The following is a 22,934-nucleotide window of genomic DNA, read 5'->3' as shown; positions in this document are numbered from 1 at the left end:
CGGATGGCCGGATCAGGCCACGGCGGGCACCATTGGGCGATGCGCAGCGATCGGTCCACCTCGATGCGGCAGGCGGCACTCGGCACGGCCCTCGTCTTCACGGCCAGCGGCGCGCTGCTCGGCACGTGGGTGTCGCGGATCCCGGCGGTCGTCGCAAGCCTCGGCATCACCGCCGGTGAGCTCGGCCGGGCCCTGCTCGCGCTCGGCATCGGGTCGCTGCTGTCGATGCCGCTGACCGGGCACGCCTGCCGGCGCGTCGGCAGCCGCGCGTGGGTCGCGGGCACATCGGTGCTCGCCGCGGCGGTCCTGAGCTGCGTCGGGCTGGCCACGAACCTGGTCCAGCTGACGGTCGCGCTGTTCGCGCTCGGCATGGTCTACGGCTCGTGGGACGTGGCGATGAACATCCAGGGCAGTGCCGTCGACCAGCGCGCCGGTCGGGAGTGGATGCCGCGGTACCACGCCTGCTGGAGCCTGGGCTCGATCCTCGGAGCGGCGGCCGGCTCCCTCGCCGCCCGCGGTGACGTCGGGACCGGCGCGCACTTCACGGCCGCGGCGGGGTGCGCGGCCGCCGTCGCGTTCGCCGGTCTGACGCGGTACGTCGACGAGCGGGCGACGGCCGGTGAGCCCGGGGCGGCCGGGGCGGGCGGCGGCCGGCGGCTGGTCACGGACCGGGCGCTGCTCCTCATCGGCGCGCTGACGTTGTGCGCGACCGTCATCGAGGGCGCCGCCGCCGACTGGCTGGCGCTGTTCCTGCACACCGGCCGCGGGCTGTCGGAGGCGTCGGCGGCGCTCGGCTACACGGTCTTCGCCACCGCGATGACGGTCGTGCGCTTCGCCGGTACACCCGTCGCGGCCCGGCTCGGCAGGGCCGGCGCGGTGCGGGTGGGTGGCGTCCTCGGCGTCGCCGGCGTGCTCGTCACGGTCCTGTCGCCGTGGCTGCCGCTGACCTACGCCGGGGCGCTGCTGTGGGCCGCCGGGGTGTGCCTGGTGTTCCCCGCCGCGGTGAGCGCCGCCGGGGAGACCGGGCGGCCCGCCGAGTCGATCGCGCTGGTGACCACCATCGGCTACGGGTCGATCCTGGTGGGCCCGCCGCTCATCGGCGCCCTCGCCGACGTGATCGGGATGGGCCGGGCGCTGCTGACCCTCGCGGTGCTGGCCGCCGCCGTGGCCGTGCTGGCCCCGGCGGTCCGGCCGCGCGCCGCCCGCGACCGTCAGTCCGGCAGCGCGTCCATCGCCCGGTAGATGCGCACGTCGGAGATCGGGTAGGCGGTGCCGAGCGCCTGCGCGAACAGCCCCACCCGCAGCTCCTCGATCATCCAGCGGATCTCCCGCAGCTCGGGGCTCATCGTCATGCTGGCGACCAGCTGGTCGTACTCCCGCTGGACCTCCTGCACGGTGGCCATGCGGTCCCGGTCGCGGGCGGTGTCCGTCGGCACCTTCTCGAGGCGCTTCTCGATGCCGCGCAGGTACCGTTCGAGGTCCGGGAGCCGCTGCCAGCCGGTGTCGGTCACGAACCCGCGGTACACCAGCCGCCCCAGCTGCCCGCGCATGTCGGTGAGCGCCGGCAGGAGCAGCGGGTTCTTCGTGCGGGCGAGGCGCTGCTCGACGTCGTAGGAGGCGCCGAGGATCCGGCGCACGTTGCCGACGACCTCGAGGGTCAGGTCGACCATGTCGGCGCGGACCTTGTCGCGGAGCTTCGCGAACGCCTCGCCGTCCCACACGGGCCCGCCGGCGTCGGTCATGAGCTGGTCGACGGCGCACGCGGCGCAGTCGTCGAGCAGGTCGACGGCGTTGCGGTGCGGGTTGCGGCTCAGGGCGAGCTTCGCCTCGTTGGACAGCCGGCCCCCGACGAACTTCGCCGCCGGCGGCAGCGCCAGCAGCAGCAGGCGGCGGGTCCCGGCCCACATCTCGTGCCGCTGCCGGGCGGGCAGGTCGAAGGCCTTGACCGCCACCGACGCGCCCTCGTCGACCAGCGCCGGGTAGACGGTGAGGGTGTGCCCGGCGACGGTCCGCGACAGGCTCCGCGGCAGCGTGCCGAAGTCCCAGGTGGTGCTGCCGGTCCGGGTGACGTCGGTCGCCGCTTCCGCCACCGTCGCCTGGACCTTCGGCGCGAGCCGGTCCCGCAGCTGCGGCAGGCTCTTGCTCTCGGCGAGGACCGCGCCGCCGTCGTCGACGACCCGGAACGACATCTTCAGGTGCTCCGGCACCTTGGTCAGGTCCCACGCGTCGCGCGGGACCGTCACCCCGGTCAGCCGGCGCAGCTCCCGCTCGAGGGCCTCCAGGAGGTGCCCGTCGCGGACCGGCATCCCCGCCAGGGCGTCGCGGGCGGTGTCGGGGGCCGGGACGAAGTTGCGCCGCAGCGCCTTCGGCAGCGACTTGATGAGCGCCGTGACGAGGTCCTCGCGCAGTCCGGGCACCTGCCAGCTGAAGTCGGCGTCCCGGACCCGGCCGAGCAGCGGCAGCCCGATGTGGACGGTGACCCCGTCGGCGTCGGCGCCGGGCTCGAACTGGTAGGTCAGCGTGAACCGCTGCCCGTCCTGCTCCCACGCGTCGGGGTACTGGTCCTTCGCGACGCCGCCGGCGGTGTCGTTGACGAGCATCGCCGGGTCGAAGGTGAGCAGCTCCGGCTGGTCCCGGCGGGTCTGCTTCCACCAGCTGTCGAAGTGCCGCCCGGAGACGACGTCCTCGGCGATGCGCTGGTCGTAGAACTCGAAGAGGGTCTCGTCGTCGACGAGGATGTCGCGGCGGCGGGCCCGGTGCTCGAGCTCCTCGACCTCTTCGAGCAGCTGCCGGTTCTTGGCGAAGAACGCGTGGTGCGTCTCCCAGTCGCCCTCGACCAGCGCGTGCCGGATGAACAGCTCCCTGGACAGCGCCGGGTCGATCCGGCCGTAGTTGACCTTCCGGGAGCTGACGATCGGCACGCCGTACAGCGTGACCTTCTCCATCGCCATGACGGCCGCGGCCTTCTTCTCCCAGTGCGGCTCGCTGTAGTTGCGTTTGACGAGGTGCTGCGCGAGCGGCTCGATCCACTCGGGCTCGATCCGGGCCGCGACCCGCGCCCACAGCCGGGTCGTCTCGACCAGCTCGGCCGCCATCACCCAGCGGGGCGTCTTGCGGAACAGCGCCGAGCCGGGGAACACCGCGAACTTCGCGCCGCGGGCGCCGAGATACTCGCTCTTCTCGGCGTCCTTCAGCCCGATGTGCGACAGGAGGCCGGCGAGCAGCGACACGTGGATGTTGTACGGCGCGGCCGGCTCCTCGTTCGGCACCACGTCCATGCTCCGCAGGACCGAGCGCAGCTGGCTGAAGATGTCCTGCCACTCGCGGACCCGCAGGTAGTTGAGGAACTCGGCCTTGCACAGCTTGCGGAACTGGTTGCTGGACAGCTCCTTCTGCTTTTCCTGCAGGTAGTTCCACAGGTTGACGTAGCCGAGGAAGTCGGAGTCCTTGTCGGCGAACCTGGCGTGCAGCTGCTGCGCCTGCGCCTGTTTCTCCACGGGCCGCTCGCGGGGGTCCTGGATGGACAGTGCGGCGGTGATGACCATGACCTCGCGGACGCAGCCGTTACGCTCGGCCTCCAGGACCATGCGGGCGAGGCGCGGGTCGACGGGCAGCTGCGACAGCCGCCGGCCCAGCGCCGTGAGCCGCTGGCCGCTCTCCAGTGCGCCGAGCTCTTCCAGCAGCTGCACGCCGGAGCTGACGTTGCGGCGGTCCGGCGGGTCGATGAACGGGAACGCGGCCAGGTCACCCAGGCCGAGCGAGATCATCTGCAGGATGACGGACGCGAGGTTCGTCCGCAGGATCTCCGGGTCGGTGAACTCAGGCCGCCCGTCGAAGTCCTCTTCGCTGTACAGCCGGATGCAGACACCGTCGGACGTGCGGCCGCAGCGGCCCTTGCGCTGGTTCGCCGACGCCTGCGAGACCGGCTCGATCGGCAGGCGCTGCACCTTCAACCGGTGGCTGTACCGGGAGATGCGGGCCGTGCCCGGGTCGACGACGTACTTGATGCCGGGGACCGTCAGCGACGTCTCCGCGACGTTCGTGGCGAGCACGACGCGGCGGCCCTGGTGCGACTGGAACACCCGGTGCTGCTCGGCGAAGGACAGCCGGGCGTACAGCGGCAGGATCTCCGTGTTGCGCAGGTCGAGCTTGGCGAGGGCGTCGGCGGTGTCGCGGATCTCGCGCTCGCCGCTGAGGAACACCAGGACGTCGCCGGGGCCCTCGGCCTGCAGCTCCTCGACGGCGTCGCAGATCGCGTCGGTCTGGTCCCGCTCCTCCTCGCCCTCGTCGGGCGCCTCGATCGGGCGGTAGCGGACCTCGACCGGATACGTGCGGCCGGACACCTCGACGATCGGGGCGTCGCCGAAGTGCCGGGAGAAGCGCTCCGGGTCGATGGTCGCCGAGGTGATGATCACCTTCAGGTCGGGGCGCTGGGGCAGCAGCTGCCGCAGATACCCGAGGATGAAGTCGATGTTGAGGCTGCGCTCGTGCGCCTCGTCGATGATCAGCGTGTCGTACTGCCGCAGGAGGCGGTCCTGCTGCATCTCGGCGAGCAGGATGCCGTCGGTCATCACCTTGACCATCGTCTGGTCGCCGGACTGGTCGGAGAACCGGACCTTGAACCCGACGGTCGCGCCGAGCTCGCTGCCCAGCTCCTCCGCGACGCGCTCGGCCACGGTCCGCGCCGCGATCCGCCGGGGCTGCGTGTGGCCGATCTGCCCGGTGACGCCGCGGCCGAGCTCGAGACAGATCTTCGGCAGCTGGGTCGTCTTCCCCGAGCCGGTCTCGCCGGCGACGATGACGACCTGGTGGTCGCGGATCGCGGCGAGGATGTCGTCCTTGCGCTGGCTGACCGGCAGCTGCTCCGGATAGGTGATCTTCGGCGTCCCGGCCTTGCGGGCGGCGACGCGTTGCTCGGCGCGTTCCACGTCGGCGCGGATCGCCTCGGCGATGGCGGCGGCGTGCGGGGACTTCTTCGCGCCTTCGATGCGGCGGCGCAGCCGGTGCTGGTCCTGCGGCATGAGCCCGCTCAGGCGGGCCCGTAACTCACGCAGCACGCCGAGATCCGGTGCGTTGGGCGGCTCCTGCACGGCGGCTTGCTCCCGGCGGGGTCGCCGGTTCGGCCCTTTTCCGCTCCTCCGACCGGGCAAGCCCGCCTTTGGTGGATCGGCAGAGGGCCCGTCGCCCTCGCTGCGGGGCTCGGTCTGGCTGGAGGGCTGGGGCACGTCAGACATAACGCTCGCAAGAATAGGCACGCGTCGCCGCGATTGCCCGGTGATTTTCCGCTACCTGGACTTTCCGGCCGTGTCGCCCCCTCGGCAAGTCGTCACTCCTGCCACTAACGTCACATCCATGCCCTCCCCGAGCAGACCCGCCGTGCCCGCGAAGCCCAGGCCGCCGAAGGCGCTGGAGCTGGCGACCGTCGACGAGGACGACCTCCGCGACGAGGACACCTACACCGGGCTCGGCTTCTACGACCTGGAGCTGGCCGGGCGGTCGGCCAAGGGCGCGGAGTTCCAGCAGTGCCGCTTCAACCGCGTCGATCTGAGCGGCACGGCGTTCGTCAAGGTGTCGCTGACCGACTGCCTGGTCGAGAGCTCGAACTTCGCCAACCTGCACGGCGACCAGTCGTCGCTGCTCCGGGTGGCGGTGAAGGACTCGCGGCTGACGGGCCTGCAGTGGCTCGACGGGGTCCTGCGTGACGTGACGCTGCGCGACTGCCGCATCGACCTGTCGGTGTTCCGCGCGACCACGTTCGGCGCGGTGGTCTTCGAGGACTGCAACCTGTCCGGCGCGGACTTCACCGGCGCCGACCTGTCCGGCGTCACGTTCGCCCGGTGCGACCTGACGGGCGCCCAGTTCTCCGCCGCGACGATGGCCGGCGCCCGGCTGACCGACTGCGACCTGTCCGGCATCGGCGGGGTGACCAGCCTGGCCGGCGCCACCGTCAGCACCGCCGACCTGATCACGCTGTCCCGCGCCCTCGCCGCCGCCCTGGACATCAGGCTGTCGGACCCCTCCTAGCGGGTCATCTGGACCGGCCTCCCGACCGGCCTCCCGACCGGCCCAGGCCCTGCGCGGTCATCTGGGCCAGCCCAGGCCCTGCGCGACGCGGCTGCCGCCGCGGCGGGCCGTGACCTCGATCTCGATCCGCATCCGCGGGTCGGACAGCCCGCACACCTGCATCGTCGCGGCCGGCCGGACCTCGCCCAGCCACTCGCGCAGCACCGGCCAGCACGGCTCGAAGTCGGCGGCGTCCGGCAGCAGATACCGCACCCGCACCACGTCCCGGACACCGGCGCCGGCCTCCCGCAACGCGGCGTCGATGTTGACCCAGCACTGCCGCGCCTGCGCTACCACGTCGTCGGAGATCGTCATCGACGCGTAGTCGAAGCCCGTGGTCCCCGACACGTGCACCCAGTCACCGTCCACGACCGCCCGGGAGTATCCGATCTCCCGCTCGAACGTCGACCCGCTGGAGATCAACCGCCGCTCACTCATACGCGCCACGGTAGTGGACCGCCACCGCTGGCATCCTTGTCGGCATGGCGTTGCGTGAGGGCCGGCCGACCCGCGAGGAACTGGCCGCCGCGGTGGACAACCTGCTGCCGGACGTCATCGCGCCGGGCCTCGGCGTCCTGCTCTGCGGCATCAACCCCGGGCTGTGGTCGGCGGCGACCGGGCACCACTTCGCCCGCCCCGGCAACCGCTTCTGGCCGGCCCTGCACCGCAGCGGCTTCACCCCGCGACAGTTCCGCCCGTCCGAGCAGGACCAGCTCATCGACCTCGGGCTGGGCATCACCAACCTGGCCGCCCGGGCCACCGCCCGCGCGGACGAACTGTCCCGCGACGAACTGACCGCCGGCGGGGCGATCCTCAAGTCGAAGGTCGAACGGTTCGCACCCGCCTGGCTGGCGGTGCTCGGCGTGACCGCGTTCCGGACGGCGTTCGGCGCGCAACGGGTCCGGGTCGGTCCGCAGGAGCAGGACTTCGGCGGCGCGCGGCTGTGGATCCTGCCCAACCCGAGCGGCCTCAACGCCCACTTCACGCTGGACGGGCTCGCCGCCGAGTTCGCCCTCCTGCGGGAAGCCACACGGCAGCGCCGGGTCACCCCGCGGCGATGACCTCGGCCTCGGCCGGCTTCCCCGGTCGGGATCGCCCTCTTTGCGGACCCCGGCCACCCGCGTCACACCGCGCAGCGGTCCCCGGCGCACCCACCGAACCCGGCCACCCGCGTCACGCCGCGCAGCGGTCCCCGGCGCGCCCGTCGAGCCCGGCCGAGTCCGCCGCCCTGCTCGTGCCGTGACGCGACCCGCCAGACCTCCGATCTCAGCCGGGTCCGCGGTCCTGCTGACGCCGTGCAGCGATCGCGCGTCAGCCGCTGAGCTCGCCGGGCGGGCCCTCGAACCGGGCGGCGCGCTCGCGCAGCAGCTGGCCGAACAGGCCGCTCGGCTGACCGCAGTCGGCGCAGACGAAGTTGTCGTCGAGTCTCGGGCCGCCGCAGTGGTCGCACGTCCCCCGGTCCCGCGGGTCCTGATATGCGCGCAGCGCCTCGATGAACGCCCGCGCCGACCCCGGGGAGAGCGACACCGGCGCCCCGCCGCCGACCCGCAGCTCGACGCCGCCCGCGCCGTCGCCGCCGGGCGGGTCGAACACGCCGACCCTGCGGGCGAACTCCTCCACCGCGGCCGCGACGTCACCGGCCGACGCGCCCGACCATCGCATCGTCATGCCGCGACCCTAACCCCACCCCCCGACACTTTCCCGCACCCGTGACTCACGGCAACGGCGACGGCAGAGGCGACGGCAGCAGCAGGTTCACGTCGCCGAACTCGTGCCAGAGGTACCCGTCCCGCACCGCCTCGGCGTAGCAGCGGGCGAGGAGGTCCCGGTCGGCGACCGCGGCGAGCAGGTCCAGGTGCGACGCCTTCGGCTCGTGCAGGCCGGTGAGCAGCCCGTCCACGGCCCGGACGCCGCGGTCCGGGGTGACGATCAGGTCGGTCCAGCCTTCGCCGGCGACGACCCGGCCGTCGGGCCCGGCGACCGTCTCCAGGGCGCGGACCGCCGTGGTGCCGACCGCGATGATCCTGCCGCCGCCGGCACGCGCGTCGTTGACCAGTCGCGCGGTCGCCGGCGGTACGCGGAACCACTCCGGATACGGGCGTTCGTGCGCCTCGGGCGAGGCCACCCCGGTGTGCAGGACCAGCGGCGCGATCTGCACGCCCGCCGACACGAGGCGGGTCACGACCCTGTCCGTGAACGGCCGCGCCGCGCTCGGCATCTCCGCGCTGCCCGGATGGGTGGCGAACACCGTCTGGTACGCCTCGATCGGCCACCGCCGCCGCACGTACGGGTAGCGGATCGGCTGCCCGTACCGGCGCAGAAACTCGATCATGGGAATCCCGGTGCCGACGGAGGCGAACCACAGCCTGCCCCGCGAATAGGGTGCTTCGAGGGTGACGGTCGCGCCGCCGGGCAGCCGCAGCGGTCCGGGCGCGCCGGGGTGCGGGCGGAGGCCGGCGTCGCGGACCTCGACGAGCCAGCGTCCGTCGGCGAGCCTCGTCGAGAAGTGGACCCGCAGCCGCGTGCCCACCACCGCCACGGACGCGGGCAGTGTGCCGGACGTGTTGACGACCAGCAGGTCGCCGGCGCGCAGCAGGTCGGGCAGGTCGGTGAAGCGGTGGTGGCCGACCGACGAGCCCTGCCCGACGAGCAGCCGCACCCCGTCGCGGGCGGTGCCGCGCGCCTCCGGCGGCTCGTGCGCCTCCAGCGCGGCCGGCAGCACGAAGTCGAGCGAGGTCATCGCGACCGTCACAGCCGCACCCGCCCCGACGCGGGCCGCGCGGTGACGAGGTCGACGAAGGCCGGGGTCACGGTCTCCGGCAGCGGCCGGTCGCTGATGTCCTCGCCGGGGAACGCCTCGGCGTGCATCTGGGTGCGCAGGTCGCCCGGGTCGACCCACCACACGCGGACGGCCGGCTCCTCGACCGCGAGCACGTTGCTGGCCTGCTCGGCGGCGGCCTTGGCGGCGCCGTAGCCGCCCCAGCCCGCGTACGCCTCGACCGCCGCGTCGGAGGTGACGGTGACGACGGCGCCGTCGTGCCTGCGCAGTGCCGGCAGCGCGAGCTGGGTCAGGGCGAGCGGCGCGACGACGTTGACCTCGAACACGTCGCGGAGTGTCGCGAGTGGATAGTCGGCGAGCGGCGGCTGCGGACTGGGCCCGAGGATGCCGGCGTTGTTGACGAGCAGGTCGAGGCGGCCGGTGCCGAGCGCCGCCTCGACGAGCGCGGCCCGGTGCGCGGGGTCGGTGACGTCCCCGGGCACCCGGATCACCACCCCGGCGGGCTCTGCGGGCTCCGCGGGCTCCGCGGGCTCGGCGGAAAGGGTCCGGCCGTCGATGACGACGGTCCAGCCGGCCGCCGCCAGGGCGGTGGTGAGCGCCTGTCCGAGTCCCCGGGAGGCGCCGGTGATGATGGCAGTTGGCATGGCACCGACGCTAGGCAGCGCCCGGCCCCCCGCCATCGGGCCGGGGACCGGGGACAGCGCAGGTCTTTGGACCTAGGTCCAAGAGCCGACGCGGTTGCGGCCGCGGCGTCGGTACTGTCGGAGCCATGGCCGCCTGTGACCGCGACGAGCTCCGCGAGGTCAGCGCGGCGGTCCTGGCCGTCACGGCGCACCTGTCGGTCCGCGAGGTGCTCCAGACGATCGTGGCGTCCGCCCGGCGGCTCCTGGACGCCGAATACGCGGCGCTGGGGATCCCCGACGGCAACGGGTCGTTCCGCGAGTTCCTCGCCGACGGCCTGTCCGACGCGCAGTGGCGGGCGATCGGCCCGCTGCCCCGGCAGCACGGGCTGCTCGGGGCGATGCTGCGCGACCCGAGCCCGGTCCGCTCGGCAGACATCCGGTCGCATCCCCGGTTCGAGGGCTGGCCGGCCGCGCACCCGGAGATGGTCGACTTCCTGGGCATGCCGATCGTCGACGGCGACGAGATCCTCGGCGAGATCTTCCTCGCCAACAAGCGCCGCCCCGACGCCGACGAATGCCACCCGGACGCCGGCAACCGCCACCCCGACCCCGACGAACACCACCCCGACGCGGACGAACACCACCCCGACGCGGACGAACGCCGCCCGGACGCCGGCAAGCGCCGCCGCGACGCCGACGAACGCCACGCCGCCGCCGGCAAGCGCCGCCCGGACGTGGACGAACGCCGCCCGGAGCCGGGACACGGCGGGTTCGACGCGGGCGACGAGGAGCTGCTGCGCCTGCTCGCCGCCCATGCCGCGATCGCCATCGTCAACGCCCGCCTGTACGAGCGCGGCCGCGAACTGTCCATCGTGGAGGAGCGCCAGCGGATCGCGCGGGAGCTGCACGACGCGGTGACCCAGAAGCTGTTCAGCCTCCGGCTCACCGCCGAGGCGGCCGCCGCCCTGGTGACCCGGGACCCGCAACGCGCCATCGCCGAGCTGGACACCGTGCGCCGCCTCGCCGCCGACGTGACCGCCGAGCTCAAGTCGGTCGTGGTCGGTCTGCGCCCGGCCGACCTCGCCGGCGACGGCCTGGCCACGGCGTTGCGGCGGCAGGCCGAGCTCCTCGACCGGGTCCACGACGCCCGGATCAGGTTCACCGGCGACCAGCTGCCGACGCTGTCCGGGGAGCGGCAGGAGGCGGCGTACCGGGTCGCCCAGGAGGCCCTGCACAACGCCCTCCGGCACGGGCGTCCCGGCCACGTCGACATCCACCTGCAGCGGTCGGGGCGCGGCTTCACCCTCCGCGTCACCGACGACGGGACGGGGTTCGACGCCGGCACACCACCCGGCGCCCAGCGCAGGCTCGGCCTCGCCTCGATGCGCGAGCGCGCCCGCAGCGTCGGCGGCAGGCTGACCGTGACGTCGAAGCCCGGCGCCGGCACCACCGTCACCATGGAGGTCCCAGGTGGCTGCTGACACCCCGATCAGGGTCCTGGTCGTCGACGACCACCCGGTGGTGCGGCAGGGCCTGCGCACGTTCCTCGACCTGCAGGACGACATCGTGGTCGTCGGCGAGGCCCACGACGCCGCGTCCTGCGTCGCCGCCGCGGAGGCGACGTCCCCGGACGTGATCCTCCTCGATCTCAAGATGCCCGGCGGCGACGGCGTCGAGGCCCTGCAGGCCCTGCAACGGCCCAAGGTGCTGGTCATCACCAGCTTCACCGACCCGGCCGCGGTCCTGCCCGCGGTGCGGGCCGGCGCCGCCGGCTACGTGTACAAGGACATCGACCCGCCGGCCCTGGCCGCCGCGATCCGCGCCGTGCACGCCGGTCACGTGCTGCTGCACCCCGACGTCGCGCGGCTGCTCTCCGACAGCGGCCCGCCGCCGGAGTCCGCCCACCTGACCGCCCGCGAGCGGGAGGTCCTCGCCGAGGTCGCCCGCGGCCGGTCCAACCGGGAGATCGCCCGCACGCTCGGCCTGGCGGAGAAGACCGTGAAGACGCACGTGAGCGCCATCCTGATGAAGCTCGGCGTGCAGGACCGCACCCAGGCCGCCCTGTACGCCGTCCGCTCAGGCCTCGGCTGAAGCGATCGCCCGGTTCGGCGCCCAGCGAGGGAACCGCCGCCGGGCTTCGCGGGGCTAACCCGCCGCGCGCAGGCGGGCCAGGACGAGCGGGTCGATGGCGCCGTCGACGAGACGCTCCTCCAGGTTCTCCACGCCCGCCCAGCCGGCCAGGTCGGCGAAGCCGAGCGCGGTGACGCGCTGCGTCACCTCACCGGCGAGCGCACCGGTCAGCGGCAGGAGCGTCGCCGGGTCGGGTCTGCCGAAGTACAGCTCCCACAGGTCGATCAGGCCCCCGAGCCGGGTCACCGGATCGGGGTCGTCGTCGACACGCAGGTCGACCTCGACGTCGCTGAGCCCGCCGTACCCGGCGCCGCGGCGCACGACGAGCAGCGCGGCGCTCTGCCGGCCGCGGCTGTCGCCACCGGCCCGGTCGCCCGCGGCGAGCGCGGCGTGCAACCGCCTGGCGAGGGGTGCGCCGGGTGCGGCGAGCCAGGCGGCCTCCATGTCCCGCACGACCTGCGGCCCGGTGAGGATGTTGCCCTGGATCGCGTATCCGTCCCCGGCGACCCCACCGGCCCAGGCGAAGCACTCGTCGCCGGTGAACGTGGCGCCCGCGCCGTCCCGCCCGACGACGCCGAGCTGCCGGGTCGCCCGCCCCGGGTCGGCGGCGGTGAGCCCGGCGACCGTGTCCGCGGCGACCGTCCCGGTGCGCAGCATCGCCAGGCCCTGCACCCGGTAGGCGAGGTTCGCGAACGACTGCGTGGCCAGTGCCCCGACCTCGGCCTCCGCGGCGGGGACGGCGGCCCCGACGGCGAGGAACTTGCTGGCCACGGCGACACCGAGCGACAGCCCGTCAGCGGACCGGCCCACGATCGAGAACGTCATGGCGCCTACCGTAAAGGACTCAGGACGGCAGGGTGCCCGGTGGCTGGGACAGGCAGACGAACGGCCCCCGCACCCCGGCGCTGAAGCGCTCCGCCGCCCGCAGCGCCACCTCGACCCGCCGCTGCGGCGCCATCCGGGACCCGGCGGTCGCGAACAGCGCCCCGAGCGCGATCTCGTCGCCGACGCCGACCGCCGCATACCCGTCGGCCGCTTCGGCGACCTGGTAGTCGTCGTGGACGGTGAACAGCCGCCCCTTCACACCGACGAGGAACGTGCCGCCCTCTTCGCGTTCGCTGTCGCGGCGCGCCCAGCCGCCGGTCTTCAACGCCTCGCGGACCGAGTCGATGAAGCGTGTCGCCATGAAACGCTCTATGTCGCCGACGGGTTTCGGGGGTTTCAGCGCGTACCGGATGAGCTGCCCCATCCGGAACGACGTGGTGAACCCGAAGAGGTAGCCGTTGTTGTGGAACACCTTGCTGTCGGCGCGCACGGTCAGGCTCCACCCCGACGCGCCCGCGCTGTCGCCGCCGATGTACACGGTCCCGGTGTGCACCAACCCCACGATCGCCGTCATGCCCCGCCCCCGTCCACGCCGTCCACACCTGACTCAAGCACAACGGGTGCCCCCGCCGTCGCCCCGGGCCGGGCAAAGCGCGCCAGCCCGTCGACCATCAGGTCGATCGCGAAGGCGAAGCGCTCGTCGCCGCTGCCCTCCGTCATCGCCGGCGCCATCGCGACGAGGTTCGGGAAGCGGTCCGCGGGCAGCGAGCCGTAATACTCCCGGACCTGCGCCAGATAGGGCTCGGCGTCCGCCTCCGTCTGCCGGCCGTGGCTGACGTGGATCGCGGACTCGACGGCGTCGGCGACGATCACCAGCGACATCTGGTCCATGCCCCAGGCGGCGATCCTGTCGGGGATGCCGGCGCCACGCAGCACGGCGAGCATCGCCTCGGTGTACCGCAGCGAGTTGGGCCCCGTGGGAATGTTCGCCCGGGCGACCTTGACCAGGTCACGGTGCGCGAGGAACACGGCCCGGCTGTCCCAGCAGCTCCGCTTCACCACCGCCGCCCAGTCCCCCTGCCGCGCCGGCGCGGGAGCGACCGGCGGGGGGATCTCGCCGATCACCCGGTCGAGCAGCTGCTCCAGCAGCTCCTCCTTGTTGGCGAAATACGCATACAGCGAGGCGGGCCCGGTCCCCAGCTCCTGGGCCACCCGCCGCATGCTCAGCGCGTCGAGGCCGTCCTTGTCGACGAGCCGGAGCGCGGTCTCGATCACGGCCTCCGCGCTGAGCGGCTGCCGGGCCGCGGGCGCCTTGCGCCGGGCCTTCCAGGGCGGCGCCGGCAGACCTGCTCCGGCAGGCGCGCTGGACTCGGAGACGGCTCGGGCTGGCACCTGCCAATCCTACTTGACACGAACACCGTTCGTACGTAGAACAGTGTTCGTGACAGACGAACAGTGTTCGAAAACGCCGTACCGATGGCGCTGGGCCGTGCTCGCCGTGGTCCTCGCCGCCGAGGTCATGGATCTCCTCGACGCCACGGTCATCGCCATCGCCGGCCCGTCCATCCGCGCCGACCTGGACGGCGCCGGCACGGCCTTCCTGCAGTGGCTCTCGGCGGGTTACACCCTGGCGTTCGCCGTGGGCCTGGTCAGCGGCGGGCGGCTCGGCGACATCTTCGGGCGCCGCCGCATGTTCCTCGCCGGCGCCGCCGGCTTCGCCCTCATGTCGTTGCTGTGCGCCGTCGCGCCCGGCCCGGTCACGCTCGTCGTGTGCCGGATCCTGCAGGGCCTCGCCGGCGCGGTCCTCATCCCGCAGGGCCTGGGCCTGATCAGGGCCGCGTTCCCGCCGGAGCAGGTCGGGGCCGCGTTCGGCGCGTTCGGCCCGGTGATGGGCCTGTCCGCGGTGTGCGGCCCGATCCTCGCCGGCGTCCTCGTCGACGCCGATCTCTTCGGCACCGGCTGGCGGATGATCTTCCTGATCAACCTGCCGGTCGGGGTCGCCGCCCTGATCGGCGCCTGGCTGGTCCTGCCGCGCGGCGGCGGCACCGATCCCCGGCCGCGGCTCGACCTGGCCGGCACGGCCGTGCTGAGCGGCTCGCTGCTGCTGCTCGTCTTCCCCCTGGTGCAGGGCCGCGAGCTGGGCTGGCCCTGGTGGTCGTGGGCCATGGTGGCCCTGGCCGTCCCCGTGTTCCTGCTGTTCCAGGTGTACCAGCGGCGCCTGCACCGCACGGGGCGCAGCCCGCTGATCGAGCCGAGCCTGCTCGCCAAGCAGCGCTTCACGGCGGGCCTGCTCGTCGGCCTGATCTTCTTCGCCGGACTGATGGGCCTCACCCTGATCCTGAGCGTGTACCTCCAGCTCGGGCTGGGCTTCTCGCCGCTGCGCGCGGGTCTCACCCAGTCGCCGTGGGCGTTCGGCACCGCCGCCGGGGCGGTCGCCGGGCACGTGCTCAGCGCCAGGTTCGGTGGCCGGCGGCTCCTCGTCGGCGGCACCGCCGTCCTCGCCGCCGGGGTCGTCACGCTGCTGGCCACCCTGACGGTGGTCGACGGCCCGGTCTCGTCCGTGGCGCTGCTGCCGGCGCTGCTGGTGATCGGCGTCGGCATGGGCTGCTCGATGGCGCCGTACTTCGACATCGTCCTGGCCTGCGTCGACGAGCACGAGGTCGGCTCGGCGTCCGGCACGCTGACCGCGGCCCAGCAGGTCGGCGGCGCGATCGGCGTCGCGGCGCTCGGCACCGCGTTCTTCACGTGGGCCGGGCCGCGCTTCGACGACGGGCTGCGGCACGTGCTGTGGCTGGAGCTCGGCCTGCTCGCCCTCGCCGCCGCCCTGTCGTTCCTCCTGCCGCAGCGGGCCCGCCCCGCTGCCGAAGAGACCGCCGTGCCCGGTCCCGAGGTGGCCTCTTCGGCAGCGGGGGCGGCGGGGTGACGGTGCCGGGTGACATGGGTTAACCCGGGCGTTCACGGGGAAACAGGTACCTGCGGGCGAGAGGAGAAGCCATGACGCACACCGTGAACGACCGGCCGGCCACCGCGCCGCGCGTGCAGTCCCCGCCGATCCCGGCGACTGCCACCTCGGCAACCGACCACCGCTCAACCGCGGACCTGGTCAAACTGGCCGCCGAACAGATCTCCACCCTGGTGCGGGACGAGCTGAAGCTGGCCCAGGTCGAGCTGACCCAGAAGGGCAAGCGGGCCGGGGTGGGCGTCGGCATGTTCGGCGGGGCCGGCCTCGTCGCGATGTACGGCGTGGGTGCCGTCCTCGCCTCCGTCATCATCGCCCTCGCGGCGGTCGTGCCGGCGTGGCTGTCGGCGCTGCTGGTCGGTGTGGCCCTGCTGGTGGTCGCGGGGATCCTCGCGTTGCTCGGCAAGTCGCAGGTGAGCAAGGCCGTGCCGCCGGTGCCGCAGGACGCGGTCGCCAGCGTCAAGGCCGACATCGACACGATCACCCACTCCGTGAAGGACCGGGGGCACCGATGACGGCCACGCATTCGACGAACGGACACGCCACCCCGACCGACCCTGAGGCGCTCCGCCAGGAGATCGCCCGGACCCGGGCGGGGCTCGGCGAGACCGTCGAGGCCCTCGCGGCCAAGGCGGACGTGAAGACCCGCGCGCAGGAGGTCGTCTCCACATCGGTGACGGCCGCGAAGCTGCGGATGCGGGAGGGTGTCGAGCAGGTCGCGGTCAACGCCGCGTACGCGGGTCGCGAGCTGCGGACCCACCCGCGCCGGTCACTGGAGCTCACGCTGCAGCGGATGGTGCGGTCGGTCCGGGAGCGCCCGGCGCCGTGGGTGGTGGCCTCGGGGCTGCTGGTCCTCGTGGCCCTGGTCGGATACCGGAAGGGGCGCGAGTGAACAAGGTCCTGTACAAGCCGTTCAGCATCGCGTTCAGCGTGGCCGGCGGCGTCGCCGCCGGGTTCGTGTTCAAGCAGGTCTGGAAGCGGCTGGCCGGCGAGGACGAGGCGCCGCAGGCGACGTCCCGGGAGTACGGCTGGAGCGAGGTCCTCGCCGCCGCCGCGCTGCAGGGCGCGATCTTCGCCGTGGTGAAGGCCGCGATCGACCGCGGCGGCGCCGCCGGCGTCCGCCGCCTCACCGGCGACTGGCCCGACTGACGCCTGCTCAGACCGGCTTCCGCTCAGACCGGCTTCCGCTCGGACCGGCTTCCGCTCGGACCGGCTTCCGCTCGGACGTGAGAAGGGTCTCCCCCAGCCGGGGAGGCCCTTCTTCGTGTCCTCCGGCCGGTGGACACGGTGTCATCCGGCGTGCCCCGGCAACGCATGCGCTCCCGGCCCGGAACCGTTCCGCGCAACACGGACGGCCCAGAGTCTGTCCTGCGAACGTGATCCAGCGCCGGCCCCGCACGAGGGAGCGGAACCGGCGCGCGGGAGTCCGGTGCCGGGCCGTCGGGCGGACGGCTCGGCACCGGAACCCCGGTCACGCATCGCGACCGCCACACCCGGCAGCACCGCGACATCGCACGGACGCACAGCACGGACGCACAGCCGCACAGCACGAACGCACAGCACGGACGCACGGCCGCCACGCACGGACGCACCACCGGGCGGCGAGGGCAGGATGCCGGGGAAGAACGGGTCCGGGCCGGGATGCACCAACAACATCCCGGCCCGCCACCACCGGGCGCCTCACCAAACACCCTTGGGCAGCCTCTTACCGCAGCAGCGCCTGCGCCCTGTCCCGCACGTCGGCGTACACCTTGCGGGTCTGCGCCGGGCTCTCCGCCACGGCCTGTGTCCCGGTCGCCGTTCCCGGCACCTGCCAGGCGGGCGCTTCCGCGCCTCCGTCGAGGACCCACGCGGCCTGCCGGGCGGCGCCGAGGGCGACGTACTCCCCCGGGTCCGGCACCGCGACCGGCACCCCGAAGAGCGCCGGTGCGACCTCGCGGACCGCGGCGGAGGCCGCCGCACCGCCGATGAGCAGGACCCGCTCGACCGGCACCCCGAGGGTCCGCACCGCGTCGATGCCGTCGGCGAGACCGCACAGCATCCCCTCGACGGCGGCCCGGGCCAGGTTCGCCGGGGTGGCGTTGCCGCGGGTGAGGCCGTTGAGCAGCCCCCGCGCGTCGGGCAGGTTCGGGGTGCGTTCCCCGTCGAGGTACGGCAGCAGCGTCAGGCCGCCCGCCCCCGGCGCCGCGGAGCGGGCCAGCTCGTCCAATGTGGACAGGTCGACGCCGAGCAGCGCGGCCGCGGCCGACAGCACCCGCGCCGCGTTGAGGGTCGCGACGAGCGGCAGGTGCCGGCCGGTCGCGTCGGCGAACCCGGCGACGGTGCCGCTGGTGTCGGTGACCGGCCGCTCCGACACCCCGAACACGGTGCCGGAGGTGCCGAGCGACACGACCACGTCGCCGGGGCGCAGGCCGAGCCCGAGGGCCGCGGCCATGTTGTCGCCGGTGCCCGGCGCAAGAAGGGCACCGGCGACGGTCTCGCCGACCGCCTCGGCCGGCCCGGCGACCCGCGGCACGGCCAGGTCCCGGCCGAACGCCAGCCGCAGCAGCTCCGGCTGGTACGTCCCGGACTCCGGCGACCAGTAGCCGGTCCCGGACGCGTCGCCGCGGTCGGTGGTCGGGCCGCCGGACCGGTCCGCCCGCAGCAGGTGGGTGATCCAGTCGTGCGGCAGCAGGACGCTTGCGGCGCGGGCGGCGTTGGCCGGCTCGTGCTCGGCGACCCACCGCAGCTTGGTCACGGTGAAGCTGGCCACCGGCACGAGGCCGGTGGCGGCGGCCCAGGCGGCGGCGCCGCCGGGCAGCTCGGCGATGAGGTCGGTGGCCGCGCCGGCGGAACGCGTGTCGTTCCACAGCAGGGCGTCGCGCACGACGTCGCCGGCCTCGTCGAGCAGCACCATGCCGTGCTGCTGCCCGCCGACCCCGATCGCCGCGACGCCGTCGAGGAGCCCGTCCCGGGTGGCCTCGCCGAACGCCCGCCACCAGTGGGCCGGGTCGACCTCGGTCGCGTCGGGGTGCCCGGCGCGACCTTCCCGCACGACCGCACCGGTGTCCGCGTCGCAGACGAGCACCTTCGTCGACTGGGTGGACGTGTCGACGCCCGCCACCAGTCGCTGGGTCATGACCGGACGCCCAGCAGGTGCTCCATCGCCAGCTGGTCGAGGTATTCGAACGCGCCACCGCGGGCGGCGAGCTTGTCGACGTCGAACTCCTCGGCGCGCAGCGACTCGATCGTCTCGCCCTCGCCCAGGGTCGGCTCGTAGAGCTCGTTCACCCGGGCCGCTTCGAGGGCCGCGGCGACCTCCGGGTCGGCCCGGAACGACGCCACCCGCTCCTTGAGGATCAGGTAGTTGCGCATGCAGGCGCGCGCGGTCTCCCACACGCCGTCGTAGTCCTCGGTGCGCGGCGGCTTGTAGTCGAAGTGGCGGTAGCCGGTGTACCCGCCGGTCTCCAGCACGTCGACGGTCCAGAACGCGCCGCGCAGGTTGCCGGCGCCGAAGCGCAGGTCCTGGTCGAAGCGGGGACCGTGCTGACCGTTGAGGTCGATGTGGAAGAGCTTGCCGTGCCACAGCGCCTGAGCGATACCGTGCGCGAAGTTGAGGCCCGCCATCTCCTCGTGCCCGACCTCGGGGTTGAGGCCGACGCGGTCGGGCTCCTCCAGGGTCGAGATCAGCGCGAGGGCGTGGCCGATCGTCGGCAGCAGGATGTCGCCGCGGGGCTCGTTGGGCTTCGGCTCGAGCGCGAAGCGGATGTCGTAGCCCTGGTCCCGCACGTAGGCGCAGAGGAGGTCGAGGCCTTCGCGGTACCGGTCGAGCGCCGCCGACACGTCCTTGGCCCCGCCGGATTCGGCACCCTCGCGGCCGCCCCACAGCACGTAGGTCTCCGCGCCGAGCTCCGCCGCGAGGTCGATGTTGCGGAGCACCTTCTTGATCGCGAACCGGCGGACCGCGCGGTCGTTGGAGGTGAAGCCGCCGTCCTTGAAGATCGGGTGGCTGAAGAGGTTGGTGGTGACCATCTCGACCCGGATGCCGGTCGCCTTGAGCGCGTCCTTGAACCGCGAGATCAGGTGGTCGCGGGTCGCGTCGTCGCTGCCGAACGGGAACAGGTCGTCGTCGTGGAACGTGACCGCGGCGGCGCCGAGGTCCGACAGCCGGTGGACGGCCTCGACGGAGTCGAGCGGGGCTCGGGTCGGGCCGCCGAAGACGTCCTGGGCCTGCCAGCCGACGGTCCACAGCCCGAACGAGAACTTGTCGGCGCGGCTGGGCTGGTAATCGTTCATGGAATACCTCTTAGGCGGGGTGTTCGTTGGCGGACGGTTAGCACCCTACGCCGATGGAGGGGGTTAGTTCAATATCAGAACTAACCCGTTTGCACGTACCCACCTATCCTGAAATATCCGGTTCAATCGGGACGTACGGTTGCGAGAATCCGCGGAACGCGGCTCACGGCCCTGCCATCGACGGCCTTCAGGCGCGGAAGACGACCCGGTAGTAGGTCTCCGAGTGCTGCAGCGCCAGAAGGACCGCGCCCCGCACCTCGGCGTCCGGACCGAGCACCGACGCGCGGATCTCGACGCCGCGCAGCGCCGGCGCCAGGGCGTGCCGCGCCACCGCCGCCCGCAGCGGGTCCAGCAGCAGGTCCCCGATCGGCGCCAGCCCGCCGCCCACGACGACGACCGCCGGGTTGTACGCATTGATCAGCCACGACGCGGCGAGACCCAGGTGCTCGCCGACCTCGGCGATGACCGACGCGGCGAGGGCGTCGCCGGCCCGGGCCGCCGCGGTGACGTCCCGCGCGTCGAACGTGTCCAGGTCCGCCAGGCTCGACGCGGCGCCCTTCTCCAGGGCCCTGCGGACCGCGCGGACGATCGCCGGGCCGGACGCGACCGTCTCCAGGCAGCCGACGTTGCCGCAGTTGCACGGCTCCTCGTTGCCGGGGACCGCGTTGTGCCCGATCTCGCCCGCCGTGCCGCCGACGCCGTGGAAGACCCTGCCGTCGGACAGGACACCGGCCGAGAGGCCCGTGCCCGCGTACAGCAGCGCCAGGTCACCGACGCGACCGCCGGCGCCCTCCAGGTTCTCGGCGACCGCCGCGGCCTGGCCGGCGTTGTGCACGTAGACGGGCGCGCCGAGCTCGGCGGCGAGGATGTCGCGGACGGGCACGTCGCGCCAGCCGAGGTTGGGCGCCAGCAGGCACACCCCGGTGTGGAAGTCGGTGAGCCCGGGCAGCACCGCGCCGACGGCGGCGAGCCGGGCGGTCGGCAGCGCCGTGCTCTCGATCGCGGCCCGCGCCTCGGCGGCCACCATCCGCAGCGCGTCGGCCGGCGCCACGGCCGGTGTACCGGTGGCGAGCGCCGTCGGAGTCGGGAACTCCCGCCGGGCGATCTCCTCCCCCGCGGCGTCACCGATCGCCACGGTGGTGCGCCGGGCCCCGATGTGGGCGCCGACCACCAGCTGGGAGCGGGCGTTGAACTCCAGCAGGATCGGCGGGCGCCCGCCGCTCACCGCGGTCGACCCCGGCCCGATCTCGCGGACCAGGCCCTCGGCGATCAGCTCGTCGACGATCGCGGACACCGTCGGCTTCGCCAGGGTCGTGGACCGGGCGATGCTCGCGCGGGAGACCGGCCCGCCCTCCTTGACCAGCGCCAGCACCAGCGAACGGTTGACCTCGCGCATCACGTTGTGATCGGCGCCGCGCCTGGGCTCTGCGGGTGGCTCGGATGAGCGCTCACCCACGCGTTCGTCTGGTCGCATAATCCGACAACGCTACCCCGGCGATCACGCCTGAGCGCGCACCCTACATTGGTATCGGACATTCCCCACCGGCTAGCTTTGCGAAGGTAGCCTCGCGGCAGACTCCGGCGCCTGCCGTTGACCCGGCGATGCTCTGAAGCGGGAAGGCAGTCTTTGCCATGCACATCTCGGCACGCGGCGACTACGCGGTGCGCGCCTCGCTCGGCCTGGCGGCCGCCTATCCCGCGGTCGTGTCGGCCGCCGGGCTCGCCGACGAGCAGGAGATGCCCAGAAAGTTCCTCGAGGCGGTCCTCGGCGACCTGCGGCGGGCGGGCCTCGTCCGCGGCCAGCGCGGCGTCGACGGCGGCTACGTCCTGACCCGCCAGCCGTCGGAGATCATGGTCGGCGACGTCCTGCGCGCCGTCGACGGCCCCCTCGCCGAGGTCCGCGGCGTCCGGCCGGAGGAGGCGATGTACTCCGGCACCGCCGAGCACCTGCAGCAGCTGTGGGTGGCGGTCCGCGCCGCCGTCCGCAACGTCCTGGACGAGGTCAGCCTCGCCGACGTGGTCCGCGGCCGGATGCCCGCCCACGTCCGGCGGCTCACCACGCCGCCGCAGGCCTGGCAGCCGCGCTGACGCCCCGGCCCGGCGACCTCGCCGGACGCCCCCGCCCGGGCGGGGGTCATGCCCGCCCACGTCCGGCGGCTCACCACGCCGCCGCAGACCCGGCCACCTCGCCGGCCGCCCCTAGCCGGGCGGGCCTCACCGGACGTCCCGGCGCGGCGGCCCCGCTGAAAGTCCCGGAACCGGGGGTGGGCCGCCGGTTCCGGACCTACGCTCAGGTCATGTCTAAGGCGCACGACCCCTACCTGCAGGCGGCCGAGGGCTTCCTGCACGCCATCCGCGACGAGCTGGACATGGCCGACGACCTGCAGATGGACCGGACCCTGCAGGTCACGCAGACCTACGCGCTGGTGAGCATCGCCCGCTCGCTGAACGTGCTGAGCGACCAGGCCGACATCGCCGACGACTCGCCGCTCGCCATGGCCGGCACCCTCATCGGGCGCTGACCCTCTTCGCCGTTCGCCGGTCGCCGCCCGTCGCCTTGCCCGTGTCCTGGCTTTTGCGGCGCTGTCAGGTGGTGGCGCCGGCGGTGAACCCGTCGCCGACCTGGGCCACGTACTCGGCGGCGGCGGTCCCCGCGTTCGCCAGCTCCGACTCGACGACGGCCAGGCCCGGGGTCACGGGCACCGCGCCGAGCTCGCCCAGCAGCTCGCGCAGGTGACGCTCGGTGGCGTCGGCCTGCGGGCGGACCCCGGCGGTCACCACGGTCACCGCGGCGACGTCCTTGAGGCCTTCCGCCGGGAGCTGGTCGAGCAGGACCTTCAGGACGCCCGTGTACGTGCCCTTGTACGTCGGCGTCGCCACCACCAGCACGCTGGCCCGCCGCAGCCTGCCGAGCGCGTCGGCGACCGCGCCGTCGCCGGTCTGCAGCAGCCGTGTGCCGAGGGCGGCCACGTCGATGGTGTGCGGCACCGGCTGGCCGAGCCGGTCCGCGAGCGCGGCCCCGACCTCCTCCGCCAGGTGCAGCGTCCGGGAGTGCGGACGCGGGTTCCCCGAGAGCACGACGATCATTCTCCGAGTCTATCTCCTATCGAAACGATCGGAAATAGCGAAAACCCCGAACCTGCGAACACCTGCTGTCGAGCGTGCATGCGGGCACCCCGCACCGGTCCAGCGCGCCCGCCGGCCAGACGGCCGGCAAGGCCGAGTTGACCTTGGAGACTTTGTCTCGTCAGGGTGAGACAAAGTCTCCAAGGTCAACTGA

23 protein-coding genes are annotated in these 22,934 nt (G+C 73.6%); 11 read left to right on the top strand and 12 right to left on the bottom strand.

Annotated features, from left to right (window positions below; genetic code table 11):
- The first annotated feature begins 39 nt into the window (after nt 1-39).
- On the top strand, nt 40-1,242 hold the full coding sequence (locus ABZS58_RS45435) for an MFS transporter (RefSeq protein ID WP_354790467.1): 1,203 nt from the start codon (nt 40-42) through the stop codon (nt 1,240-1,242).
- Here the strand turns inward: ABZS58_RS45435 and hrpA are convergent.
- Entirely contained in the window at nt 1,212-5,021 is a 3,810-nt protein-coding gene (gene hrpA, locus ABZS58_RS45430) for an ATP-dependent RNA helicase HrpA (RefSeq protein WP_354790509.1), read from the bottom strand. The genes ABZS58_RS45435 and hrpA overlap by 31 nt on opposite strands.
- 331 nt (nt 5,022-5,352) lie before the next feature.
- Here hrpA and ABZS58_RS45425 point away from each other — a divergent pair, with 331 nt between their 5' ends.
- The gene (locus ABZS58_RS45425) at nt 5,353-6,024 is read left to right on the top strand and encodes a pentapeptide repeat-containing protein (RefSeq protein WP_354790466.1); all 672 of its coding nucleotides are present in this window, start codon (nt 5,353-5,355) and stop codon (nt 6,022-6,024) included.
- A 57-nt stretch (nt 6,025-6,081) separates the two neighbouring features.
- Here the strand turns inward: ABZS58_RS45425 and ABZS58_RS45420 are convergent, their stop codons facing one another.
- Nucleotides 6,082-6,501, bottom strand: coding sequence for a RidA family protein (locus ABZS58_RS45420; RefSeq protein WP_354790465.1), 420 nt, complete (start codon nt 6,499-6,501; stop codon nt 6,082-6,084).
- A gap of 44 nt (nt 6,502-6,545) precedes the next feature.
- On the opposite strand from ABZS58_RS45420, the gene mug reads away from it, so the two are divergent.
- A complete protein-coding gene (mug, locus tag ABZS58_RS45415) occupies nt 6,546-7,124 on the top strand; it encodes a G/U mismatch-specific DNA glycosylase (protein ID WP_354790464.1) in 579 nt (192 codons plus the stop codon).
- Between the two features lie 250 nt (nt 7,125-7,374).
- Here the strand turns inward: mug and ABZS58_RS45410 are convergent, their stop codons facing one another.
- Genes ABZS58_RS45410 through ABZS58_RS45400 form a run of 3 tightly spaced genes read right to left on the bottom strand, consistent with a single transcriptional unit; the run spans nt 7,375 to nt 9,486 of the window.
- Nucleotides 7,375-7,731: a hypothetical protein gene (locus tag ABZS58_RS45410; RefSeq protein WP_354790463.1), complete on the bottom strand. Its 357-nt coding sequence runs from the start codon at nt 7,729-7,731 to the stop codon at nt 7,375-7,377.
- 46 nt (nt 7,732-7,777) lie between these two features.
- Nucleotides 7,778-8,815: an S-adenosylmethionine:tRNA ribosyltransferase-isomerase gene (locus ABZS58_RS45405; protein WP_354790462.1), complete on the bottom strand. Its 1,038-nt coding sequence runs from the start codon at nt 8,813-8,815 to the stop codon at nt 7,778-7,780.
- Nucleotides 8,812-9,486, bottom strand: a complete 675-nt coding sequence (locus ABZS58_RS45400; RefSeq protein ID WP_354790461.1) for an SDR family oxidoreductase — start codon at nt 9,484-9,486, stop codon at nt 8,812-8,814. Before ABZS58_RS45400 ends, ABZS58_RS45405 begins: the two co-directional genes overlap by 4 nt.
- A 125-nt stretch (nt 9,487-9,611) precedes the next feature.
- Here ABZS58_RS45400 and ABZS58_RS45395 point away from each other — a divergent pair, with 125 nt between their 5' ends.
- Together ABZS58_RS45395 and ABZS58_RS45390 are read left to right on the top strand one after the other, a co-directional pair.
- Nucleotides 9,612-10,946 carry a GAF domain-containing sensor histidine kinase gene (locus ABZS58_RS45395; RefSeq protein WP_354790459.1) on the top strand — a complete coding sequence of 445 codons (1,335 nt, stop codon included), beginning with the start codon at nt 9,612-9,614 and terminating at the stop codon, nt 10,944-10,946.
- Complete coding sequence (locus tag ABZS58_RS45390; protein ID WP_354790457.1) at nt 10,936-11,556, top strand: response regulator transcription factor; 621 nt, start codon at nt 10,936-10,938, stop codon at nt 11,554-11,556. The genes ABZS58_RS45395 and ABZS58_RS45390 overlap by 11 nt, the downstream gene beginning before the upstream one ends.
- 54 nt (nt 11,557-11,610) lie before the next feature.
- Here ABZS58_RS45390 and ABZS58_RS45385 read toward each other — a convergent pair whose 3' ends face one another.
- The 3 genes from ABZS58_RS45385 to ABZS58_RS45375 are packed head-to-tail and all read right to left on the bottom strand — an operon-like array spanning nt 11,611 to nt 13,812.
- Complete coding sequence (locus ABZS58_RS45385; protein ID WP_354790456.1) at nt 11,611-12,420, bottom strand: DUF1028 domain-containing protein; 810 nt, start codon at nt 12,418-12,420, stop codon at nt 11,611-11,613.
- Nucleotides 12,421-12,439: 19 nt separating this feature from the next.
- Complete coding sequence (locus ABZS58_RS45380) at nt 12,440-12,994, bottom strand: hypothetical protein (protein WP_354790454.1); 555 nt, start codon at nt 12,992-12,994, stop codon at nt 12,440-12,442.
- A complete protein-coding gene (locus tag ABZS58_RS45375; RefSeq protein WP_354790452.1) occupies nt 12,991-13,812 on the bottom strand; it encodes a TetR/AcrR family transcriptional regulator in 822 nt (273 codons plus the stop codon). Before ABZS58_RS45375 ends, ABZS58_RS45380 begins: the two co-directional genes overlap by 4 nt.
- A gap of 49 nt (nt 13,813-13,861) precedes the next feature.
- Here ABZS58_RS45375 and ABZS58_RS45370 point away from each other — a divergent pair, with 49 nt between their 5' ends.
- The 4 genes from ABZS58_RS45370 (at nt 13,862) to ABZS58_RS45355 (ending at nt 16,528) form a co-directional block, all read left to right on the top strand.
- A complete protein-coding gene (locus ABZS58_RS45370) occupies nt 13,862-15,343 on the top strand; it encodes an MFS transporter (RefSeq protein ID WP_354790450.1) in 1,482 nt (493 codons plus the stop codon).
- A 71-nt stretch (nt 15,344-15,414) separates the two neighbouring features.
- The gene (locus tag ABZS58_RS45365; RefSeq protein WP_354790449.1) at nt 15,415-15,894 is read left to right on the top strand and encodes a phage holin family protein; all 480 of its coding nucleotides are present in this window, start codon (nt 15,415-15,417) and stop codon (nt 15,892-15,894) included.
- Nucleotides 15,891-16,271, top strand: coding sequence for a DUF3618 domain-containing protein (locus ABZS58_RS45360; protein ID WP_354790448.1), 381 nt, complete (start codon nt 15,891-15,893; stop codon nt 16,269-16,271). Before ABZS58_RS45365 ends, ABZS58_RS45360 begins: the two co-directional genes overlap by 4 nt.
- Nucleotides 16,268-16,528 carry a DUF4235 domain-containing protein gene (locus ABZS58_RS45355; protein WP_354790446.1) on the top strand — a complete coding sequence of 87 codons (261 nt, stop codon included), beginning with the start codon at nt 16,268-16,270 and terminating at the stop codon, nt 16,526-16,528. Before ABZS58_RS45360 ends, ABZS58_RS45355 begins: the two co-directional genes overlap by 4 nt.
- A gap of 556 nt (nt 16,529-17,084) precedes the next feature.
- Here the strand turns inward: ABZS58_RS45355 and xylB are convergent.
- From xylB to ABZS58_RS45340, 3 genes are all read right to left on the bottom strand, one after another.
- The gene (xylB, locus tag ABZS58_RS45350) at nt 17,085-18,497 is read right to left on the bottom strand and encodes a xylulokinase (protein ID WP_354790444.1); all 1,413 of its coding nucleotides are present in this window, start codon (nt 18,495-18,497) and stop codon (nt 17,085-17,087) included.
- Complete coding sequence (gene xylA / locus ABZS58_RS45345; protein ID WP_354790442.1) at nt 18,494-19,654, bottom strand: xylose isomerase; 1,161 nt, start codon at nt 19,652-19,654, stop codon at nt 18,494-18,496. The genes xylB and xylA overlap by 4 nt, the downstream gene beginning before the upstream one ends.
- A 187-nt stretch (nt 19,655-19,841) precedes the next feature.
- Nucleotides 19,842-21,050: an ROK family transcriptional regulator gene (locus ABZS58_RS45340; protein ID WP_354790441.1), complete on the bottom strand. Its 1,209-nt coding sequence runs from the start codon at nt 21,048-21,050 to the stop codon at nt 19,842-19,844.
- A gap of 236 nt (nt 21,051-21,286) precedes the next feature.
- On the opposite strand from ABZS58_RS45340, the gene ABZS58_RS45335 reads away from it, so the two are divergent.
- On the top strand, nt 21,287-21,742 hold the full coding sequence (locus ABZS58_RS45335) for an Rrf2 family transcriptional regulator (protein ID WP_033359691.1): 456 nt from the start codon (nt 21,287-21,289) through the stop codon (nt 21,740-21,742).
- Between the two features lie 209 nt (nt 21,743-21,951).
- A complete protein-coding gene (locus ABZS58_RS45330; protein WP_354790440.1) occupies nt 21,952-22,176 on the top strand; it encodes a hypothetical protein in 225 nt (74 codons plus the stop codon).
- Nucleotides 22,177-22,240: 64 nt separating this feature from the next.
- On the opposite strand, the gene ABZS58_RS45325 is transcribed toward ABZS58_RS45330, so the two are convergent.
- Nucleotides 22,241-22,741 (bottom strand): NADPH-dependent FMN reductase, encoded by a 501-nt coding sequence (locus ABZS58_RS45325; RefSeq protein WP_354790438.1) that lies wholly within the window; start codon nt 22,739-22,741, stop codon nt 22,241-22,243.
- Nucleotides 22,742-22,934: the final 193 nt, after the last annotated feature.

The sequence above is a fragment of the Dactylosporangium sp. NPDC005555 genome (genome assembly GCF_040605635.1).
GTDB lineage: Bacteria > Actinomycetota > Actinomycetes > Mycobacteriales > Micromonosporaceae > Dactylosporangium.
This window is presented reverse-complemented; position numbering and strand designations above follow the sequence as displayed.

What these genes read in the sequence shown, in the direction of transcription:
- ABZS58_RS45385 (WP_354790456.1), bottom strand. Translation starts at nt 12,420, where the DNA reads ATGACGTTCTCGATCGTGGGCCGGTCCGCTGACGGGCTGTCGCTCGGT.
- ABZS58_RS45380 (WP_354790454.1), bottom strand. Translation starts at nt 12,994, where the DNA reads ATGACGGCGATCGTGGGGTTGGTGCACACCGGGACCGTGTACATCGGC.
- hrpA (WP_354790509.1), bottom strand. Translation starts at nt 5,021, where the DNA reads ATGCCGCAGGACCAGCACCGGCTGCGCCGCCGCATCGAAGGCGCGAAG.
- ABZS58_RS45420 (WP_354790465.1), bottom strand. Translation starts at nt 6,501, where the DNA reads ATGAGTGAGCGGCGGTTGATCTCCAGCGGGTCGACGTTCGAGCGGGAG.
- ABZS58_RS45425 (WP_354790466.1), top strand. Translation starts at nt 5,353, where the DNA reads ATGCCCTCCCCGAGCAGACCCGCCGTGCCCGCGAAGCCCAGGCCGCCG.
- xylB (WP_354790444.1), bottom strand. Translation starts at nt 18,497, where the DNA reads ATGACCCAGCGACTGGTGGCGGGCGTCGACACGTCCACCCAGTCGACG.
- ABZS58_RS45325 (WP_354790438.1), bottom strand. Translation starts at nt 22,741, where the DNA reads ATGATCGTCGTGCTCTCGGGGAACCCGCGTCCGCACTCCCGGACGCTG.
- xylA (WP_354790442.1), bottom strand. Translation starts at nt 19,654, where the DNA reads ATGAACGATTACCAGCCCAGCCGCGCCGACAAGTTCTCGTTCGGGCTG.
- ABZS58_RS45400 (WP_354790461.1), bottom strand. Translation starts at nt 9,486, where the DNA reads ATGCCAACTGCCATCATCACCGGCGCCTCCCGGGGACTCGGACAGGCG.
- mug (WP_354790464.1), top strand. Translation starts at nt 6,546, where the DNA reads ATGGCGTTGCGTGAGGGCCGGCCGACCCGCGAGGAACTGGCCGCCGCG.
- ABZS58_RS45335 (WP_033359691.1), top strand. Translation starts at nt 21,287, where the DNA reads ATGCACATCTCGGCACGCGGCGACTACGCGGTGCGCGCCTCGCTCGGC.
- ABZS58_RS45365 (WP_354790449.1), top strand. Translation starts at nt 15,415, where the DNA reads ATGACGCACACCGTGAACGACCGGCCGGCCACCGCGCCGCGCGTGCAG.
- ABZS58_RS45410 (WP_354790463.1), bottom strand. Translation starts at nt 7,731, where the DNA reads ATGACGATGCGATGGTCGGGCGCGTCGGCCGGTGACGTCGCGGCCGCG.
- ABZS58_RS45360 (WP_354790448.1), top strand. Translation starts at nt 15,891, where the DNA reads ATGACGGCCACGCATTCGACGAACGGACACGCCACCCCGACCGACCCT.
- ABZS58_RS45395 (WP_354790459.1), top strand. Translation starts at nt 9,612, where the DNA reads ATGGCCGCCTGTGACCGCGACGAGCTCCGCGAGGTCAGCGCGGCGGTC.
- ABZS58_RS45330 (WP_354790440.1), top strand. Translation starts at nt 21,952, where the DNA reads ATGTCTAAGGCGCACGACCCCTACCTGCAGGCGGCCGAGGGCTTCCTG.
- ABZS58_RS45435 (WP_354790467.1), top strand. Translation starts at nt 40, where the DNA reads ATGCGCAGCGATCGGTCCACCTCGATGCGGCAGGCGGCACTCGGCACG.
- ABZS58_RS45340 (WP_354790441.1), bottom strand. Translation starts at nt 21,050, where the DNA reads ATGCGCGAGGTCAACCGTTCGCTGGTGCTGGCGCTGGTCAAGGAGGGC.